This is a genomic window from Dyella acidisoli (assembly GCF_030160295.1).
In the GTDB taxonomy this organism is placed as follows: Bacteria; Pseudomonadota; Gammaproteobacteria; order Xanthomonadales; family Rhodanobacteraceae; genus Dyella_B; species Dyella_B acidisoli.
Genome location: NZ_BSOB01000011.1, coordinates 15,829 through 33,004 on the forward strand (window position 1 = coordinate 15,829; position 17,176 = coordinate 33,004).

The following is a 17,176-nucleotide window of genomic DNA, read 5'->3' on the forward strand; positions in this document are numbered from 1 at the left end:
GCGCGGGCCACGCCGAGACCCTAAACAGACTCTAAGAGTTGTCGCCAATATGGTTGATGCCAGCTTGCAATGCGGCGTCGTAAGCTTGGATCGCGCGCTGCACCGATTGCGCATGGCGGGTAAGCGCCATCAGCCGCACTATTTGTTCGCCAGGATCGACGTTCGATTGCTCGAGCGCGCCCTGTTGTACGCGGCCTATGAACTCCGCATCGGTTGCACTGGTGCCGCTGTAGCCGTAAAGCCCATTGCCCATCTCACGCAATTCGCCAGGTTTGTCGACGTTGACGATCTGCAAGGTGTCTACTTCGTCGTTGCCGTCTGTGATGGCACCCGAAGCGTCGATGTGCACATTGGAGTGATTGAGCGTGATAGGGCCAGACTGCCCCATCACGGGATGGCCCGCCGCATCGACCAACTGCCGATCGGCATCCAGATGGAACTGACCATTGCGCGTAAGTAAGGACTGTCCATTGACGTTCACCACGAAAAAGCCTGGTCCACGAATAGCCAGATCAAGCGGATGACCTGTAGTGGAAAGACCGCCGTCAGCCAGATCCAGAGTCGGCGAATTTTCGAGCAGGCCCGTACGAAAATCTGTCGCCAGACGCTCGGCGCGATAGCCACTGGTGCGCATGTTCGCAACGTTCTGGCTCAATACATCGAGCGCATCGACATCGTTGCTGAGATAGCGTGCAATGCCTGGAATGATGGTGCTCAAGCTCTTCTCTCCTTATGCAGCAGCCGAAGCGGTGACGGTGCCAAACGCCTTCACCATCACGGTGGCAGGCACTTCGTTGATACCCAGTACGGTGACGTGTGGCAGGCTGCGCTGGATCAACGCACGCAAATGACGACGCACCACGCTTGGGCAAAGCAGTACCGGCAGATGGCTGCGCGCCATCATCGCTTCGGACTGTTTGGCCAAGCCGTTCAACAAGGCTTCCAGTTGGCCGAGATCGGCCAACAATGCGCCGGAGCCCTCGCGCTGACGCACCGCCGATACGATCGAGCGCTCCAGTTCGGGCGCAAGCGTGAGCACATGCAGTTCGCCTTGCGCATTGCTTACCCGCTGGCAAATGGAGGGTCCAAGCCGCTCACGCACGCGCTCGACTAGATCGTCTGTCTGTTTGTGCGTCTTGCCTGCATCGACCAGCACCTCGAGAATGGTCTCGACGTTGCGGATGCTGACCTGTTCACGCAACAACTGCTGCAGAACTTTCTGCACGTCGGTGTAGGACATCACGCCAGGTATCAGCTCATCGACCAAGGACGCTTGCTGCTCGCGTACGCGCGACACCAACCGCTCCGTTTCCGCTCGTGTCAAAAGCTCCGGCGCGTGGCGCTTGGTCACTTCACCAAGGTGCGTAATGAGCACCGTCTCCGGATCGACCAGTGTGTACCCTGCCCCGCGCGCGTACTGGCGCTGATCAGGATTGATCCACTGCGCTGGCAAACCATAGGCCGGATCACGCGTTTCGCGCCCTTCCAGCTTGGGCCGCTTACCGCCAGGATTGATCGCCAGCAACGCGTCGAAACGCAACTCACCGCGTCCTACGCGCGAACCCTGCACCTGAATTTCGTAGGCATCCTCAGCCAGCGACGGCCCCTGGATCAGCTTGACCTTGGGCAAGATGAAACCGAGATCGAGCGCAAACTGCTTGCGGAATGTGCTGATGCGATCGCCCAAATCGAGGCCTTTCGCCTTGTAGGTGGTGGAAATGCCACTGCCGAGATGGATCTCTACCGGCTCCACTGAGAGCAGGCGGTAAAGATCTTCTTCCTCCCGCTTGGCTTCAGGCTCTGGCGTTGCTTCCTTCTTCTCCGCAAGCGTGTCGCCGGAACGTGAGGCGAAGAACGTCAAAGTGCCGACACCCAACAGAACCAGCATCACCGGCCACGCCGGCAATCCCGGCAGCAGAAGCAGCCCAGCCAGCGCCAACGACACAATCAGCAAGGTCCGCGAACTGGAAAGCACCTGCCGCGCGATTTCGGTACCGAGCTGCGCATCCGATGCAGCGCGCGTAATGATGATGCCGGTGGCCACCGCAATCACCAAGGACGGAATCTGCGTAACGATGCCGTCACCCACGGTAAGCAACGTGTAGCGGTGCACGGCGTCTGTCCACGGCATGCCACGCTGCACCATGCCGACGGCCAAGCCACCGATGATATCGATCAGGATGATCATGATGCCCGCGATAGCATCACCCTTGACGAACTTGGTTGCGCCATCCATCGCACCGTAGAAACTGGCTTCCTTTTCGATCTGGCTACGGCGGCGACGTGCTTCGTGCTCATCGATCAGCCCCATGTTCATGTCGGCGTCGATGCTCATCTGCTTGCCGGGCATGCTGTCCAATGTGAAGCGCGCGGCCACTTCGGCAACACGTTGGGCGCCGTTCGTCACCACTACGTACTGCACGACCACCAGGATCAGGAACACCACCAGGCCGATGACGTAGTTGCCACCCACCACGTAGGAGCCGATCGCGTTGATCACACGCCCGGCATTGCCCTTGTCCAGAATCAGGCGTGTGGCCGAAATATTCAGAGCGAGGCGAAACAGTGTGGTAATCAGCAACAACGATGGGAAGGTCGAAAAGCTCAGCGGCGTTTCGGTAAAGAAGGTGATCAGCAGCACCAGCAGCGCGCTGGTGAAGTTGAGCACCAATAGGAAATCCAGCAACGCCCCCGGAATCGGCGTGAAAAGGATGACCAGGATCGCGATCATCCCCATCACAAGGATGACGTCGCGCTTGCCGTTCCAAAGCTGGCCGAATAAAGCGTTCACGTGAAGATCCTGTTCCCCGGGCGTTTCATCAACCAGCGATAGATGGGCGCCAGTGGTTTGTACAAGTGCGCGGGCACCGGCCGATCGATCTTGCACTCGCGATACAACGCGCGCGCTAATTCCGGCGAACGCAAACAAGGCACACCGGATTGCGCGGCAAGCATGCGCATGCGTGCCGCCAGCGCGTCGCTGCCTTTGGACAGCACCACCGGCGAGCGCATCGTCTTGGGCCGATACTTCAAGGCAATCGCCAAGTGCGTTGGATTGGTGAGCAGCACGTCTGCTTCGGCTACACGACGTGTTGAACGAGAATTCTTCAACAGTTCCGCCATCAAGCGCCGACGCTTGTGACGGATATCCGGATCGCCTTCGCGGCGCTTCACTTCATCTTTGATATCGCGCCGGCTCATGCGCAGTTTGCGAATGTATTCGCGGCGCGTGAACCACAGATCAAACAAAGCTATGAGAGCCAGCAGCACGAGCATCCACGTCGTGACTTGCACATACGTCGAACGCAGCACCATGCCGACAGTCGAGGGCGCAGCAAACGCCACAGCCTCCACCTTGCGGCCGATGCTTGCACCCAGCATCCACGCCACGCCGCCCAGCACACCCAGCTTCAAGGTGAGCTTGAACAACTCCCACAAAATGCGCAGCGAAAAAATCTTCTTTGCGCCTTCGGCTGGATTGAGGCGGTTGAAATCTGGCTTCAAAGGATGAGTGCTGAAGACCGGACCTGTCTGCATGACGTTGGCAACGACCGCAGCCACCAGCATGGCCATCACGATGGGCAGGATCGCCTGCCAAGTCGGCTGGAACGTGTGTTGCAGCCAAGTCATCAAACTGGCTGACGGTGCAGGCGCATTGCCCGCCATCAAAATGGTGCGCGTGACCGAGCGCGCCATCGCCGCGGCGATGCCATACGAAGCCGCCGCAAATGCGATGCTAAACACGATCATCACCACAATGCCGCTGAGATCGGTGCTGCGCGGTACCTGGCCGCGCTCGCGCGCCTCCTGCAGGCGGAACGGCGTGGGTTGCTCGGTCTTGGTCTGCTCGTCGGCGGCCATCAATGCACCCCAACTGGCGTAAACACCGTGAATGCGTCGCGGTACATCCGCTCGATCAACGGCGGCGCGTAACGCAGTGATCCAGCCAACAGCATGAAGCCGGTCAGCACCTTGATCGGCAAAGCCACGAAATAGGCATTGGCCTGCGGCATCGAACGACTCGCGTAAGCCACCGTAAGGTCGATCGCGAACAAGCCGAGCATGGTGGGCGCCGAAACCATCAGGCCCAGCAAAAACTGTGACGAAAGCTTCGACAGCAACATACTCGGCGAAACCAGCAGACCGCCGCTACCCAAAGGGATGATGTCAATCGAAGCAAGCATGCCTTGCAGCAGCAACAAGTGCAGGCCAAGCGAAAAGAACACCAGTAAACCTGCCCACTGCACGATCGTCCCGGCCAAGGCTTCCGCAGCGTGCGTGGTGGGGTTGAACAAACTCGCCGCGCTTACGCCCGACTGCAGATCCAGCACACGCGCAGAAAAACCCAGCGCCGCCATTGGCAACACCACGGCTAGGCTAAGTGAAAAACCCAGCACGCATTCGCCTGCCATGGCCAGCACGAACGGCAGCGGATGATCAGGATCAAGACGCACAGCGGGCACAGGATGCACACCGACCGCCAGCATCGTAAGCGCCAGCAACACGCACATACGTATCGATGCGGGCACGCCGTTGAACGGCGTAAATGCCGGCACCATCAACAGCGGCGCAAATCTCGCCATTGCGAGAAGAAAAGCGCCCATGAGCGGATCGATCGCTCCCACTTCTACATCCCTGCAATAAGGCCAAATAAGCGCTTCGTGAACTCGACCACCACCGCCATCATCCAGGCACCGGTAACGACGACCATCGCCACCACCGTGATCAGCTTTGGAATGAAGGTGAGCGTCATTTCCTGAATCTGCGTCACTACCTGAAAGATCGAAATCACAACACCCACGGCCAAGGTGGCCAGCAGGATCGGCGCAGAAATCTTCGCTGCGGTCAGCAAGGTTTCCGAAAGCAGGTGCATGGCGGTATCGCTATCCATGTCTATCCCCTCGGACGCACCAGGTCGCGCAGCTTGAAAATGAAATCAGCGGGTATGGCACCTGCTCCTGGTGTGCGAGCGACAATATCGTCGATCAGCTTGCGAGCTTCATCGACCCGGCCCTCATCCAGCAGCAACACACTTTGCGCATAGCGTGCGGCACGGCCTTGCGGATCCAATCGAGTAGCACGCTTGATGGATTCTTCGGCTTCCTTACGCTCGAAACGCAGTGCATGCACCAGTGCGAAGCCGCCGTGCGTTTCGCCAAAGGTTCGATCCAGCGCAAACGCTTTGTCGAAACTCCGCTTGGCCCCGGCAAGGTCACCTTCCAGCAACTGGCACCACGCCAAGGCATGCCATGTGCCGATGTGATCCGGCATGACGGTGGTTGCGCGTTCCAGCAGAGAACGGGCTGACGGGACGTCGCCGAGCAACATCACGTTCTGACCCATGCCAAGCCACGCGCGCCCAGATTCGGGATGTTTTGCCAGCACGCGCTCGAAAGCGGCCGTGGATTCCTGCAAACGCTGAGCCCAGAGCGCCACCGTACCGCGTACGATGTTTGCTTCGTGCTGATCCGGATCAACCTTCAACGCGAGTTCGGCTTCTTCCGAAGCACGCGTGGTATCGCCGATATCCAGCCAGAGCAAAGCGCGTAGGCCCTGCACTTCCGACAAACGCGTATCGGATTGAATCGGGGCTAACGCTTCAATCGCAGCTTCCAGCTGATTCTTCCGATGCAGAATGCGCGCCTTCAACAGCGCAAGCGCAGCCGTGTCGCCGTCAGCGTCGTGAGCATGTGCAAGTGTTTGCAATGCTTCTTCAGCGTGCCCATCCGCGAATTGAGCGTATGCCAGATCATGCACAACACCCGCGGGCGCAGTTTCGACGTTGCTGATCAGTGATTGCAGCAACGTAATCGCTGCTTTGGTGTTACCGCTCAGCAGCGCGCAGCGTGCTTCCCGGAAACGTACGCCGGGTAATTCACGCAATGAAGGCGACACTTTGCCGATGCGGGCAGCCGCTTCGTCCAAGCGCCCATCCGCCAGCAGCTCATCGAGGAGATCGCATAAAAGGACAGGATTTTGCGGATCGCGGTCTGCGAAACCGGCAAGCAGAGCGGCGCGACTCATGGCGCCCCCCTAAACTTTTTTCGCGCAATCTCGATAAGACTAACCGTGGAGACCGCAAGGGTCTCCAGCACTACGACTTCCCACCGCACGGTTACTGCTCCCTGCGCGCGAACTTTCGTCCGAACGCTCCTTCCCCTTACAGCATCCTTACGACGTAGATCGCGCGTCGTCTGGTCCTTGACGTTTTTGCTTGTCCTGTCACACCCAGTTTGTGACGCAAGCGAAAACGGTTCGTAATTAATCTAGGGTCGGGCTTCACCGACTGTCAACAAACTTCTCACACCGCCATCACCAAGTCAGACCGCACTTCAAATACAAAACAAAATCGCAAGAAATTGCCGAACGTTTTATCGCGCAAACACAATCACTTCCCTGTGGCACGCCACATGTTGTTGAAGCGCATTCACGCATGTGAAGAATACGTGACGAACACCTGACAGCCATTACACTTGCCCTGTTACCGCTTTCTTGTACGGAACACACATGTCCACGAATCGCATTTCGCCCTCCTCCTCGCTCATCGAAACGTTGAGGGCACTTGCGCGAGGACGTACCCAGGAAGCACAGCGCAATACCCAATCGGGTAAACCGGATTCCAACGCACCGCAGAGACCGGTTCCCTCCAGACACGACGTGCAGGCGCTGCGACAACGCTTGCACAGCCTGGCCATGGACACCGATCTTGCCGACACGCAATCGATGCTGCAGGCAAGGAATCATGTGGTGCGAGAAATCCTGCTATGGGAATTCGGCAGCGACTTCCGCACCGATTCGCAGTTTCAGCCGATGGTGGAGGCGATCGGGAAGACGCTGGATGCTGATACTGCGTTTCAGCAGCGTTTTTTGGATTTGATGGCGGAATTGCGCAAGGCTTGATTGCGAATAGCCCCCCCGCTCATCTTCGTAAAGTAGGCTTGAGTGAATGGCAAAACTTACGAAGCTGTCGGCTAATACCTAGAAGTCGTCATTCCTGCGAAAGCAGGAATCCATCTTCGCTTTTGCATCGGAGCAAATGGATTCCCGCTTTCGCGGGAATGACGAAGGGGCAGATTGCACATTCCCATGGAACTTACAGATCAACTCTCAAACGTTTCCGGCAAACTCCCCATCCGCCGATGCTCCGCCATACGCAAAAGCAACCCCTCAAAATCCCGCGCAAATCCCTTGATATCGAACAACCCCGACTCCAACCGCTGCTTCAACAATTTCGCTTTGATAGCAGCCCGATAATTCGCATCACGCCCATAACGCACAGCCTTCATCACAAACGCCGCATCATCCGATGCATTCATTTCCGGCATGCCCAGGTGATGATTCAGACTGCCCGCCACCCGGCTCGCGAACGTTTCTCCAGGTCGCGTGAGTACAGGACATCCCGCCCACAGTGCATCGGAAGCCGTGGTGTGCGCGTTGTAGTCTTCCGTATCCAGGAACAAATCTACGTGGCGATAGCGCGCCAGATAGTCCCCATGCGGCAGTTTTTCCATGAATACCAAGCGCGATGGCAACACTCCCATGCTCTGCGCCACTTCGCGCAAACGATCGGCCATGCGACCGGGGCCTTGCAGCAACCACAAAACACTGCCAGGAACGCTTGCCAATATTTGCAACATGCGCGTAACGCTGCGCGGATTGAGTTTGTAGCTGGCGTTGAAGCAGGCGTAGACAATGCCCTGCGCCGGTAAGCCGCAGGCTTCACGCGCAGGAGGTATACCGATGGCGCGAGTGGGGTCCGTGCATTGATAGCAACGCGGCAGATATGCCACCTTCTCGCTGAAATGCGGTTGCAAATCCTCACGCAAAACGAAACGGTCTGCGATCACATAGTCGATAAAGTCCGCACCCGTGGTGCCTGGATACGCTAACCACCCCACCTGCGATGGCGCCGGACGGTAGGCGAACACTTCGGGTTTGCGTGCACGACAATAGCCGTCCAGGTCCAGCAGCATCTCTAAACCCGCCTCATGAATTCGCGTTGCAATATCGCGCTGCGATAGACCTGAGACGTCGTGGAAACCATGCACTGCTGCGGCTAGCCGACGGCGCGAAGCATCTTTGCCATCATCGCGCGTTGAAAACAGGTGAATTTCCAATTGTGAGTCACGCAACTGTTCGAACAGCGCCACAGTAAGAATAGTCGTGGGGTGCAACCCGAATCCATGCGACAAGAAACCTACGCGCAAGCGCCCCGGGGTGGAGAACACAGGTGCTATTCGCTTGATCGGCTGGCGATCGGCCATCTGCTTGATTCTGCCAGCCAGTTGACGCGCACATGCAGCCTGCTGCGCGGCAGTGCTCGGCTCGGATAAGAAGTCGAACGGCGACACATCGCCCTGCGCCGCATCCATGGACTGAACCAGCTGCGCACTCAACGCATCCAGTCCCTCCCATTTGCATAGGCTACGCCGATAGAACACCTGGGCACGCAAGCTGTAATAGTCACTATGGTCCAACTGCCAGGCACGCTCGAAAGCATGCACGGCCGTTTCCAGATCCTGCGTTCGCTCGACCAGCATGGCCCATTGCCGCGTGAGCATCGCATTGCCTTCCGCCAGTTCAGCGGCACGCTTTGCGGCCTCCACCGCTTCCGGCAAGCGCTGCTGTGCTGCCAATGCCTCACCAAGCAGTTGCCATGCAATCACCAGCCGCGGGTTTTCCGCAATCAAATCCCGCGCTAACGACTCTGCATCTTCCAACCGGCCAAGTCGTATTTCGCAACGGCCTAGATTGACCCGTGCCCCGAAAGCCTGTGGCGCCCGGGCAGCCATGCCGTAGCACGCCGCGGCATGGCCAAACGCACCTACGCGAAACAGTCGGTTACCGAGCTCATTGATATCGTCCGTGCGCCAGGACGCGTCCTGCACCACCGCGTGCAACCGAACGACGAATTCTTCAGTGGAGAGCGTAGCCGGCTCAAGCTCTTCATCACCCGCCACCGCAGCTCCCAGCAAACCCCATCCCTGATCCAACATGGCTCCCCCATTTGACAGCCTTTCACCATGATGCCCTGCGTGCGTATCGGAGCGCGAGCCCCTATGCTTCGTCAACGCATCGCGCACAGGGTGCCGTGCATCGTTACAGGGGAGTTATCGGCGTGCGAACCATCGTCGTCCAGTCGTATCGCGACACCCAGGTGGAACCTTGGGTGCAACGTTGCATGCAAACCGTAAGGGATTGGGCCGGCAGTCGCGGATACGACTATGAATTTGTCGATGACACCTTGTTCGACTTCATGCCGGCACGAATGCGCAACAAGAGCGCTGCTTCGCTGCTTCCCCAGACGGACATGGCGCGGCTGGGATTACTGCGCGATCGGCTAACCCGAAACTACGAACGCGCCATCTGGATGGATGCTGACGTGCTGGTGTTCGATCCGACAGGGTTCACCATTCCCGATGCCTGCGGCGCCATGCTGTGCCACGAGGTATGGACAAGTCTCAACGCTCAAGGCGAGCTGACGCACTGGCGTGGGATAAACAATTCGCTGCTGGTGTTCGAGCTCGGCCATCCACTGCTCGATTTCCTACGCTTCGCCACCATACAACTACACGATCACTTGGGCGCCGCCACCATGTCACGCACGGCGCTCGGTACCGACCTGCTTACCAAACTTGGGCGTGTTGTCCCATTGCGGGTACACGCGCAGGTCGCCTGCCTCAGCCCCTTGCTTATTCGTGCGGCCTACTATGGCGACCACCCCGAGTGGCTGCGCGCGCATGCCGCAGAACGAGGGCAACGCTTTTACGCCGCGAATCTGTGCCGAGCGCTGCTAAGTACCGTGTCATCCTTCAATCCCGCTCAAGGCGCTTTGAGTCAGGAGCAGATACTGCAACTGGTCGAACAGCTGATCGACACGCACGGCCGCGTCTTGTTTGGCGAAGCCATCAACGCGTGAGCGCATCACCCATTCATACCCTCAACATGCGCATCCTTATCGTTACTGCAGCCGACGAGTCGTACGCATTGCTGCTACGCGGCTTGATACGATCGTTGCAGCAATGGCAGCCTTACCCTTATGCAGCATTAGCTGTTTTTGACTTGGGAATGGCGCCGGACACCCGGCGCTGGATTGAACAACACGCGAAATACGTGATCGAGCCTGGCTGGGATCTCCCGGTCAATGAACAGACCCGCATACAGCAACCGCATGCGCGCGCACTTACCGTCCGCCCCTTTTTGCCCGATTACTTTCCTGGCTACGACATCTACCACTGGATCGATGCCGACTGCTGGGTGCAGGAGCGCTACGCGCTGGATTGGTATGCCAGCGCCGCTTCACGCGGCGCATTGGCCGTTACGCCCCAAGTCCATCACGCATACCGCCACAGCCAGAACAGTTTCGTATGGCGAGCGGAGCGCATGCATGCGTACTACGGCCAGAAAGCCGCACAACAGCTTAGCTGGGCCAGCTATGTCAATGCTGGAGTTTTCGCACTCCGTGCCGACGCACCGCACTGGACACGCTGGTGCAAAGCATTCGAGACAGGTCTAGCCGCATCCGAGGGCAGCGTCTGTTGCGACCAGACCGCACTTAATTACATGTTGTGGACCGAAAACACCCCAGTGGCGCCCATGCCTGCATTGTGCAATTGGCTCTGCCACCTGGCTATTCCCAGCTATGACACGAAACGAAAGCGGTTCTGTGAACCTGTTATGCCCAGAACCTCGCTGGGTATTCTGCACTTGGCTGCAGACACGAAGGATGTTCGCCTTCAGATACGTGATCCCGAAGGCGTGAACCAAGTCGGACTGTGCTTTCCCGGACAAATAACTGAAACTGTACGTTAGGCTCAGTTGCGACGTAAGTTTTGCTCGTCGTCCCAGCGAAGGTTGGGACCCAGTGACTGTTCTGCATCTCAAAGACACTAGTTCCCAGCCTCCCTCACTGAACGACCCGCTACTCGTCGTGTTTGACGTTGAGAGTATGCATGGGACGGCACTGGCTACCGTCACAATCGATCAGGACGCTATAGGTACCGCAAGATGCAACAAAGGTCGTTGCACCATTGGCTTGAATCGCTCCACAACCCAACTGGGTTGCAACGGACTGGGCCATCGGTGCGATAGCGGCAGTAGCAGCTGATTCATTCTGAGAGGCTACAGTCACAGAGGCCGGCCCCGTGGCCGCTGTGATCGGTGGAGCAGAGGGCGTTGCTTCCTCCGGCTTTGTTTCGGTCACAGGCGTAGGCTTTTGTGCTGCCACCTCGATCGCGGAAACTGTTCTGACAGGGGAAGTCTGCGAAGACGCTGGTGCAACCGGTCCCGGTACGGTGGCTGCTTCGGCAACCGACTGATGGCTTAGTACCGTTGCCTGATTGACGTCACTCGCCGGCATCGATGCTGGCTTGACCGAAGGGGACGCTAGAGGGGCATTCGCCGCTATCGTTGCAATATGGGCACCGTCGCTACCCTGCATTCGATGTAATACTTCAGCGCGATAAGCGTCCAGCCCCTTGTCGACGATTTGCATCCAATCGTCTTCAGTCGCCGCCGCGTGCTTATCTTCAACGTGGGTGCTCACTACCACGGGCGCCTCGATGCCATTGAAGACTAAATCGGTCGCAATATTGTCACTGAGTGTGACGACCCAGAAGCCAGGCGTGAACCAAGCCCAGAACTGTTTGATGTGAACATCCACCATTATCGGGGAAGAGCCTGCATCACCTTCTCCCTTTACCTGGTAGCCCGCCTGCTGGAATGCGGCAGTAAGGTTTTCCCGAATGGCACCTTCCACGGTTTGCCCCGGCTGCAACAACACATCGCCCAGCGCCATGCCATAGGTGTTGCGCTTGCGACCAACGGCTCGCGCCTTTACGTCGTCGCTCGCCTTATCTGTCCCACCGAAACCCAGAGATGGCGTACTTGGATCGTTAGGTGCTTGCTCAAAAACGCGCTCGTCGGTGATCTTGCCAATCACTACCACACGCCCTGTGGATGTTGCCGTCGTCGCCGGTGCGACAATCGTCGGGCTATGCAGTTTGATCTCGCTACGAGATGTGGCGCATCCGGCCAGCATTACGCAGAAACACAAAATAGCTAGCCTTGAATACCCTTTTGTAAACATCAGATTTCCCCTGTTTCGTGGCTATACCATCTCTGGTCGCAAAAGACCCTTGATGGCCCCTGTCGCGTGACCTGCAAGCTGAGTGCACACTGCAGTAATTCTTGCACTGACGGAGTGTAGTCGGCTACCTGGATTCATTTACTAAAACAGGAATGGGCGAATCTGCAAAATGGGGGGACGTCACAGTAGCCCGGACTCTAATTTGCTCCTCTACTCAAAACTGGGGGACGTCGCCGTCATGGAGAGCATCTTCAGCTCGCTCAAGCAGGAGTTGACGCATCACGAACGTTTCAAAGATCGCAATGCGGCCAGAGCTCACATTTTTGAGTACATCGAAAGCTTCTATAACCGGCAACGGTTGCATAGCAGCTTGGACTACCGCTCACCCGAAGCTTTCGAGAGAATGGCTGAGGTGGCTAATTAAACTGTCCGTGGAAACGGGACCCGCTCAAGGTGACCAAGCGTTCCGCGGAAGTGGTCGTCCCAAGGCCAGCCAAGATGAAATGGCGGAAGGAAACAGGTGTGGTGTTTGGAACAACAAAACGCCCGCTTTTGGCGGGCGTTCTTTTTACACATGATCAATGTAGACCAACCAAGTACCACTCTTAATGACATCCATTCTCTCAAAGGCCAAAAATAGGCTGCCACAAAATCCTATGAGCATACGCACGCATCTCTTCTTCAGATGGTGCATCAAAGACCTCGTAATCGTCGTTCAATAGAAGCTTTTTCCAAGATACCTGCGTGTCGCCAAATGCCCTAGCAAGCTCCGCTTCCAAGGCATCTCGATTTGCGCTTGAAGCCAACGCACGCTGGTACATACGGATAGCAACATCTTCGGAAAGACCATCTTCTACATTGAAGCAAGCCTTGAGAACTCTAGATATTTGAGGAAAGTCCGACATGCAATCACCCTTTATCAGTGAGGCACTGGCGCTGGATATACCGTGATAGTTTCCCAGCGTCCTGTAGCCGCATTGAATTCATAAATGCCTTGAGCGCTACGAAGACCATCGACTTGGAGAAGCGGCCCTTAAGTAGTTCCATTTATCAACTTATTACCCGTAGCCCCAATACGCTGGTATCCATAGCCGAGATCTGCCCCAAGATCCCCAACGTCTTGCGCTTCAACACGCACAACAGTCTCTCCTGGCTGTCGCGCGATGGCGTTCTGAAGTCCACCTCCGTCACGAATCGCCTGATCTGTGGAGATCAGCAGGCCATTATTGTAGAACGCCGAAGAGAGAGGTGGAATCGGTCCCATATCCCCATTTGGTTTCAGGCCTGTTCGGGCGCGGGTAATTAAGTCATCTGCAGTCACCTCACCACCGTGGACCGAAAATGCACGCTTCACCCGGCCCCTTTTGGGGGACCCTTTTTGGGGGAAACTAAAGCAATCTGTTAGCATCATTCGCCTTTTCTGCTTCAATATAAAGCTCCCTCAAGAACTTATCGGTGTATGCTTCATCCCGAAATCTTGCAAGCCAAGACATAATCTCGTCGCGAGATCCCATGGTCAACGTCTTTGAAATTTTGCACTTAGGCAATTTGATAGACATGCCAATCTTAAGCTTTACTTCCGGGTCATATTTGCTTTCATAGTGTTCCATCGACACAAGTACAGGAACGGTCTCGAACTTATTATGAACAAATGTGGCATCAATAGATCCAGTTGGATATGAATCTGTTGATGCAACAGCCGCTAGTTGGCTCTCAAAAGAAACCATTGCCGCACGCAGCTCCATTGCCCCTAGATAGCTCATTTTTGACATCTTAATCCCTTGCTTTGGGCGTCGCGCAATCATTACAGATCACGCGACGCAGTGGAACATCTATTCGCGTTTTATCCCCTTACCTTAACTGTTGTAATTGTCGATTGGCCTGAATCAAGTTATCGATATCAAGCGACGCAGGGATTTGACTAGGCAGCGAAACCTCGAAGGGTGGCAAGCCTTGTTCAATCAGACGTGCATTCACGTAGGTTTTGTTCAAATAATCCATATATAGTGCCCTTTGATCATTAGTTAATCCCTGAGCATCTGCACGAATTGGCGCAAGGATGTTAGACGCTGCCGAAATATTTTGCTCAGGGAAAGCACCCATGTAGGGCTTCCCAAGGAATGCGTCATATGGGATATGCTCAGCGTTTGCAACATCCAACACCTTAGTAGAGCAGAACTCAGAGAACTCAGGACATCCACTATTTGAATCCAACCAAATTAGACAATAAGCCTGCACTGCAAAGCTCACACTGCGAGCACGCATCAATCTCTGTGGATATTCCCTTCCCAATTACGAATTGGTTAGCTCGAAATCGTTATTCCTGGCGATAGCCAACGCACTGGTTCACCGATAGCCTGTGAATGATAGATCACCCCTCATCGCCGCAAGCTTACGTTTATGGATGAGCTGTCCCCTTACGCTCCCCCTTGAACGGACACTCTCCTCTGCCCGCCCCTTTCAGCCAGCATTGCCCAAGCGCTCTCGCTTTGGCGACCAAAGATTCCACCGTCCCCACCGCTCGCCAGTAGCGGCTCTCAATACCTAACATCTGGGACTGCCATTGCAATTCACGCAGACCAAGCTTCGCCAACACGGAAGGAACCGTCGATGCGATCGTTCCTCGCTTGCCTTCACGTACGACTCGACCACTCCAGTCCACCAGTTCCAAATAGTCCAGCCCCCGCAGAGAAAGCGAGGGTTTCATCAACATACCTGCCACCGGACCCAGCTTTCTTTTGGACAAGCTTTCCTTCTGCTCCATGTCCTTCAAGCGTAGCTTGATCGATGTATGCGTCGACGATGGAAGATCCAACGCCATGCCTGCACGGATTGGGTTGAGATCCACGTACACCATGCACGCTAGTACAGCCTGCTCGTCCAGCAAGGCCTGACATTTAAAGCGCCCTTCCCAAAATCGCCCTGTACAGCCATCTTCTTGATTAGCTTTGCGCGCAATGGGCTCGTTCAGGCAACGCATAAACCACGACAAGCTGCCGAGGCGAAGCCTTACTTCAGCCAATCGCTCGGCATTTCCTAGCAGCCTCTGGATCTTTTCCCGACAGGCCTCTTCGTCAACCGCGTCCCCCACACGCGCTGGAAACACTCGCACCCAACGTTCGGCGACCTCTTCATCGGACCAGTGCTGCGCCGCTTGCGGCTCCACAGACAGAACCACATGCAAATGGTTGGACATCACCGCATAGGCATACAAACCAACAGCAAAACACTCCGCTAGCTCAAGCAATCGCTCTTCTACCCATGCTCGGCGGTGTTCAAAAGAACGACCACAGTAGGCGTCCTCACCACACAGGAAGGCTCGGCGTACGCAGCGGGAAACGCAGTGATAAAAACCACCCGTTTCCGGGGTAACTATATGATGGCGCGGATAGGTCATGGGGACATGATTGCCACCACCGAAAGCCGAGGCCATCAGCTGATGGCGCGTCAGCCTGCGAGCCAAGGACTATTTCATGGATGTCCCGAAAGATGATGGATGTCCCGAAAGATGCACCTCCGAAAGATGCACCGAAAGATGCATTCAAAAATTCTCTTCGAGAGTGAGTCTAATTTGCTCATGGCAGTTGCCTATTCACAACGAGGTTTCGATAGATGACAAACCCGTCTGCATCTGGGGCCTTTTCGGGCCGGCCCCTGACATCACTATCCGATGAAGTACCCCTTACCTTGCAGCAAATATCCCATTTCCTCGTCTGAAACTTCAGCGATCTCGTTTATAGCAAAGCGCCAGCCAGACCGAGGGTTCTTTCCAATCAAAGCATCAAGAAGTTGAAAGTATAAAAAATCTTTCAATAAGCCAGCCAACAATCGACGGTGCGACGAAAGCATACCCTCTAGAGATGGATAACCAAGTGTCTTGAGTTCTGGTATATCGCTCTCGGAGAACGATTCATCGTCCTCCTTGCATTGAGACATGAAAACACTGAATGGCTCAAGGAAGGTACTTAATAATTCATCATCTGTGACCACAAGTGAAAACTGAGACAGCGGCCTTTCGGGATCGGCACCATAACCTTGGTCCCTGTAGATCAGGTGGCCAGGGTCAAATTGTTCGTTATCAACATCGCATCTCATCATTATGCTCCTGGTGGGATGATGACGATTGTGCCGTCAGGCCTAACAGTAACAGAACCTGATGGAATGTAAGGTTGACCAGCTTTGGGATCAGGAGCCACACGCATGCCAGAGCGCTGGAAAAACTCCTCTGGCGAGACGATTGGATCTGTAATAGTCGGCGTCGTGTTACCTGGCGTAATGCGCGTTCGTTCAAGCATGAGCATCGCAGGGTCTTGAGAGAATTGCTTGTTCAAACTATCGATGAGTTTGCCAGCCTGATTCGCATTGAGGTTACCAAAGCCGACGTCAATATCGCTTCCGACGCCGAATCCACCAGGAGTAAAGTCCCCACGAACACGGCTTCCTCCGAATACAACAGACGAGTTTCGCCCAAGCGACTTATCCAGAATTAAGCGAGCCTGCGTTTCGCTCAATTCTGGTATCTGCTCAGACAGGAACTTTGCCTGTTCTGCCGCCCCAGGGAACTGCAATGTCGTCCTCTCTGGGTATGTATTAAATATCGATTTGTCGGTCCAAAGCACGGAACGCCCTGAGGTTATATCCGCAGGAACTGGGGCACTCTGCTCAACTGACGGAGGCGGAGGTACAGCCTCAGTATCGATCACTACAGCCCCACCCGAGCCCCCCGCAGCCATCCTCTGCTGCTGAATCTCCTCATTAAGTTTTTCCCGATCGTAGTTGAAATCATCCTGCTTGACCGGCTCCGGACTCTGCGCGGGCAACTGCTCCTTAGGCGGCGTTTGCGGCACAGACGACTCGTCACTTCCCAAAGAAGCGCCAGTTATCTCATCGGTTTGAGACGATCCTATCTGTGGGTTTGACGTCGGTCCGCCTGTGTCCTGGCCACCCGAAGCCTGGAACGTATGCGATAAGGGGCCGCGATAAGGGGCCGGGGGTAGTTAAGAAGCCACCTACAGAGAAGGCATCTTCCGGCAGCATCCGTGTCAGACCACCGATATCAGCCATGATGGTTCATCGCAAAGATGCACG

General features: G+C 55.9%; 18 protein-coding genes. 4 read left to right on the plus strand and 14 right to left on the minus strand.

All coding sequences use genetic code 11. The features are described from left to right. Positions 1-31 precede the first annotated feature (31 nt). Genes QQJ86_RS08505 through QQJ86_RS08530 form a run of 6 tightly spaced genes read right to left on the minus strand, consistent with a single transcriptional unit; the run spans position 32 to position 6,024 of the window. Complete coding sequence (locus tag QQJ86_RS08505; protein ID WP_284320502.1) at positions 32-718, minus strand: flagellar hook-basal body protein; 687 nt, start codon at positions 716-718, stop codon at positions 32-34. A 12-nt stretch (positions 719-730) separates the two neighbouring features. Continuing rightward, the gene (gene flhA / locus QQJ86_RS08510; protein WP_284320503.1) at positions 731-2,791 is read right to left on the minus strand and encodes a flagellar biosynthesis protein FlhA; all 2,061 of its coding nucleotides are present in this window, start codon (positions 2,789-2,791) and stop codon (positions 731-733) included. Further along, complete coding sequence (locus tag QQJ86_RS08515) at positions 2,788-3,861, minus strand: EscU/YscU/HrcU family type III secretion system export apparatus switch protein (RefSeq protein ID WP_284320504.1); 1,074 nt, start codon at positions 3,859-3,861, stop codon at positions 2,788-2,790. Before QQJ86_RS08515 ends, flhA begins: the two co-directional genes overlap by 4 nt. Continuing rightward, entirely contained in the window at positions 3,861-4,604 is a 744-nt protein-coding gene (locus tag QQJ86_RS08520) for a flagellar biosynthetic protein FliR (RefSeq protein WP_284320505.1), read from the minus strand. The genes QQJ86_RS08515 and QQJ86_RS08520 overlap by 1 nt, the downstream gene beginning before the upstream one ends. Positions 4,605-4,627: 23 nt before the next feature. Continuing rightward, on the minus strand, positions 4,628-4,891 hold the full coding sequence (gene fliQ, locus QQJ86_RS08525) for a flagellar biosynthesis protein FliQ (protein WP_284320506.1): 264 nt from the start codon (positions 4,889-4,891) through the stop codon (positions 4,628-4,630). A gap of 2 nt (positions 4,892-4,893) precedes the next feature. Continuing rightward, positions 4,894-6,024 carry a tetratricopeptide repeat protein gene (locus QQJ86_RS08530; RefSeq protein WP_284320507.1) on the minus strand — a complete coding sequence of 377 codons (1,131 nt, stop codon included), beginning with the start codon at positions 6,022-6,024 and terminating at the stop codon, positions 4,894-4,896. 483 nt (positions 6,025-6,507) lie between these two features. Here QQJ86_RS08530 and QQJ86_RS08535 point away from each other — a divergent pair, with 483 nt between their 5' ends. Then, positions 6,508-6,900, plus strand: a complete 393-nt coding sequence (locus tag QQJ86_RS08535; RefSeq protein ID WP_284320508.1) for a hypothetical protein — start codon at positions 6,508-6,510, stop codon at positions 6,898-6,900. Between the two features lie 200 nt (positions 6,901-7,100). Here the strand turns inward: QQJ86_RS08535 and QQJ86_RS08540 are convergent, their stop codons facing one another. Beyond that, complete coding sequence (locus tag QQJ86_RS08540) at positions 7,101-8,996, minus strand: O-linked N-acetylglucosamine transferase, SPINDLY family protein (protein ID WP_284320509.1); 1,896 nt, start codon at positions 8,994-8,996, stop codon at positions 7,101-7,103. A gap of 122 nt (positions 8,997-9,118) precedes the next feature. Here QQJ86_RS08540 and QQJ86_RS08545 point away from each other — a divergent pair, with 122 nt between their 5' ends. After that, positions 9,119-9,919, plus strand: coding sequence for a glycosyltransferase family 32 protein (locus tag QQJ86_RS08545; protein ID WP_284320510.1), 801 nt, complete (start codon positions 9,119-9,121; stop codon positions 9,917-9,919). Positions 9,920-9,945: 26 nt separating this feature from the next. After that, positions 9,946-10,812, plus strand: a complete 867-nt coding sequence (locus tag QQJ86_RS08550; protein ID WP_284320511.1) for a hypothetical protein — start codon at positions 9,946-9,948, stop codon at positions 10,810-10,812. Between the two features lie 109 nt (positions 10,813-10,921). Here the strand turns inward: QQJ86_RS08550 and QQJ86_RS08555 are convergent, their stop codons facing one another. Beyond that, entirely contained in the window at positions 10,922-12,088 is a 1,167-nt protein-coding gene (locus QQJ86_RS08555; RefSeq protein WP_284320512.1) for a YajG family lipoprotein, read from the minus strand. Positions 12,089-12,326: 238 nt separating this feature from the next. Here QQJ86_RS08555 and QQJ86_RS08560 point away from each other — a divergent pair, with 238 nt between their 5' ends. Beyond that, positions 12,327-12,512, plus strand: a complete 186-nt coding sequence (locus tag QQJ86_RS08560) for an IS3 family transposase (RefSeq protein WP_423372780.1) — start codon at positions 12,327-12,329, stop codon at positions 12,510-12,512. A 199-nt stretch (positions 12,513-12,711) separates the two neighbouring features. On the opposite strand, the gene QQJ86_RS08565 is transcribed toward QQJ86_RS08560, so the two are convergent. The 6 genes from QQJ86_RS08565 to QQJ86_RS08590 form a co-directional block, all read right to left on the minus strand. Further along, entirely contained in the window at positions 12,712-12,993 is a 282-nt protein-coding gene (locus tag QQJ86_RS08565; protein ID WP_284320513.1) for a hypothetical protein, read from the minus strand. Between the two features lie 483 nt (positions 12,994-13,476). Further along, positions 13,477-13,893 (minus strand): hypothetical protein, encoded by a 417-nt coding sequence (locus QQJ86_RS08570; RefSeq protein ID WP_284320514.1) that lies wholly within the window; start codon positions 13,891-13,893, stop codon positions 13,477-13,479. A 46-nt stretch (positions 13,894-13,939) separates the two neighbouring features. Then, the gene (locus tag QQJ86_RS08575) at positions 13,940-14,353 is read right to left on the minus strand and encodes a hypothetical protein (RefSeq protein WP_284320515.1); all 414 of its coding nucleotides are present in this window, start codon (positions 14,351-14,353) and stop codon (positions 13,940-13,942) included. Between the two features lie 133 nt (positions 14,354-14,486). After that, positions 14,487-15,485, minus strand: a complete 999-nt coding sequence (locus tag QQJ86_RS08580; protein WP_284320516.1) for a hypothetical protein — start codon at positions 15,483-15,485, stop codon at positions 14,487-14,489. A 266-nt stretch (positions 15,486-15,751) separates the two neighbouring features. After that, positions 15,752-16,183: a hypothetical protein gene (locus QQJ86_RS08585; RefSeq protein WP_284320517.1), complete on the minus strand. Its 432-nt coding sequence runs from the start codon at positions 16,181-16,183 to the stop codon at positions 15,752-15,754. Between the two features lie 2 nt (positions 16,184-16,185). Then, the gene (locus QQJ86_RS08590; protein ID WP_284320518.1) at positions 16,186-16,935 is read right to left on the minus strand and encodes a nucleotidyltransferase family protein; all 750 of its coding nucleotides are present in this window, start codon (positions 16,933-16,935) and stop codon (positions 16,186-16,188) included. Positions 16,936-17,176: the final 241 nt, after the last annotated feature.

Coding starts and splice junctions, on each gene's coding strand:
- QQJ86_RS08565 (WP_284320513.1), bottom strand. CDS start 12,993: ATGTCGGACTTTCCTCAAATATCTAGAGTTCTCAAGGCTTGCTTCAAT.
- QQJ86_RS08550 (WP_284320511.1), top strand. CDS start 9,946: ATGCGCATCCTTATCGTTACTGCAGCCGACGAGTCGTACGCATTGCTG.
- QQJ86_RS08530 (WP_284320507.1), bottom strand. CDS start 6,024: ATGAGTCGCGCCGCTCTGCTTGCCGGTTTCGCAGACCGCGATCCGCAA.
- QQJ86_RS08520 (WP_284320505.1), bottom strand. CDS start 4,604: ATGGGCGCTTTTCTTCTCGCAATGGCGAGATTTGCGCCGCTGTTGATG.
- QQJ86_RS08560 (WP_423372780.1), top strand. CDS start 12,327: ATGGAGAGCATCTTCAGCTCGCTCAAGCAGGAGTTGACGCATCACGAA.
- QQJ86_RS08535 (WP_284320508.1), top strand. CDS start 6,508: ATGTCCACGAATCGCATTTCGCCCTCCTCCTCGCTCATCGAAACGTTG.
- QQJ86_RS08540 (WP_284320509.1), bottom strand. CDS start 8,996: ATGTTGGATCAGGGATGGGGTTTGCTGGGAGCTGCGGTGGCGGGTGAT.
- QQJ86_RS08575 (WP_284320515.1), bottom strand. CDS start 14,353: ATGCGTGCTCGCAGTGTGAGCTTTGCAGTGCAGGCTTATTGTCTAATT.
- QQJ86_RS08585 (WP_284320517.1), bottom strand. CDS start 16,183: ATGAGATGCGATGTTGATAACGAACAATTTGACCCTGGCCACCTGATC.
- QQJ86_RS08515 (WP_284320504.1), bottom strand. CDS start 3,861: ATGGCCGCCGACGAGCAGACCAAGACCGAGCAACCCACGCCGTTCCGC.
- QQJ86_RS08555 (WP_284320512.1), bottom strand. CDS start 12,088: ATGTTTACAAAAGGGTATTCAAGGCTAGCTATTTTGTGTTTCTGCGTA.
- QQJ86_RS08570 (WP_284320514.1), bottom strand. CDS start 13,893: ATGATTGCGCGACGCCCAAAGCAAGGGATTAAGATGTCAAAAATGAGC.
- fliQ (WP_284320506.1), bottom strand. CDS start 4,891: ATGGATAGCGATACCGCCATGCACCTGCTTTCGGAAACCTTGCTGACC.
- QQJ86_RS08580 (WP_284320516.1), bottom strand. CDS start 15,485: ATGACCTATCCGCGCCATCATATAGTTACCCCGGAAACGGGTGGTTTT.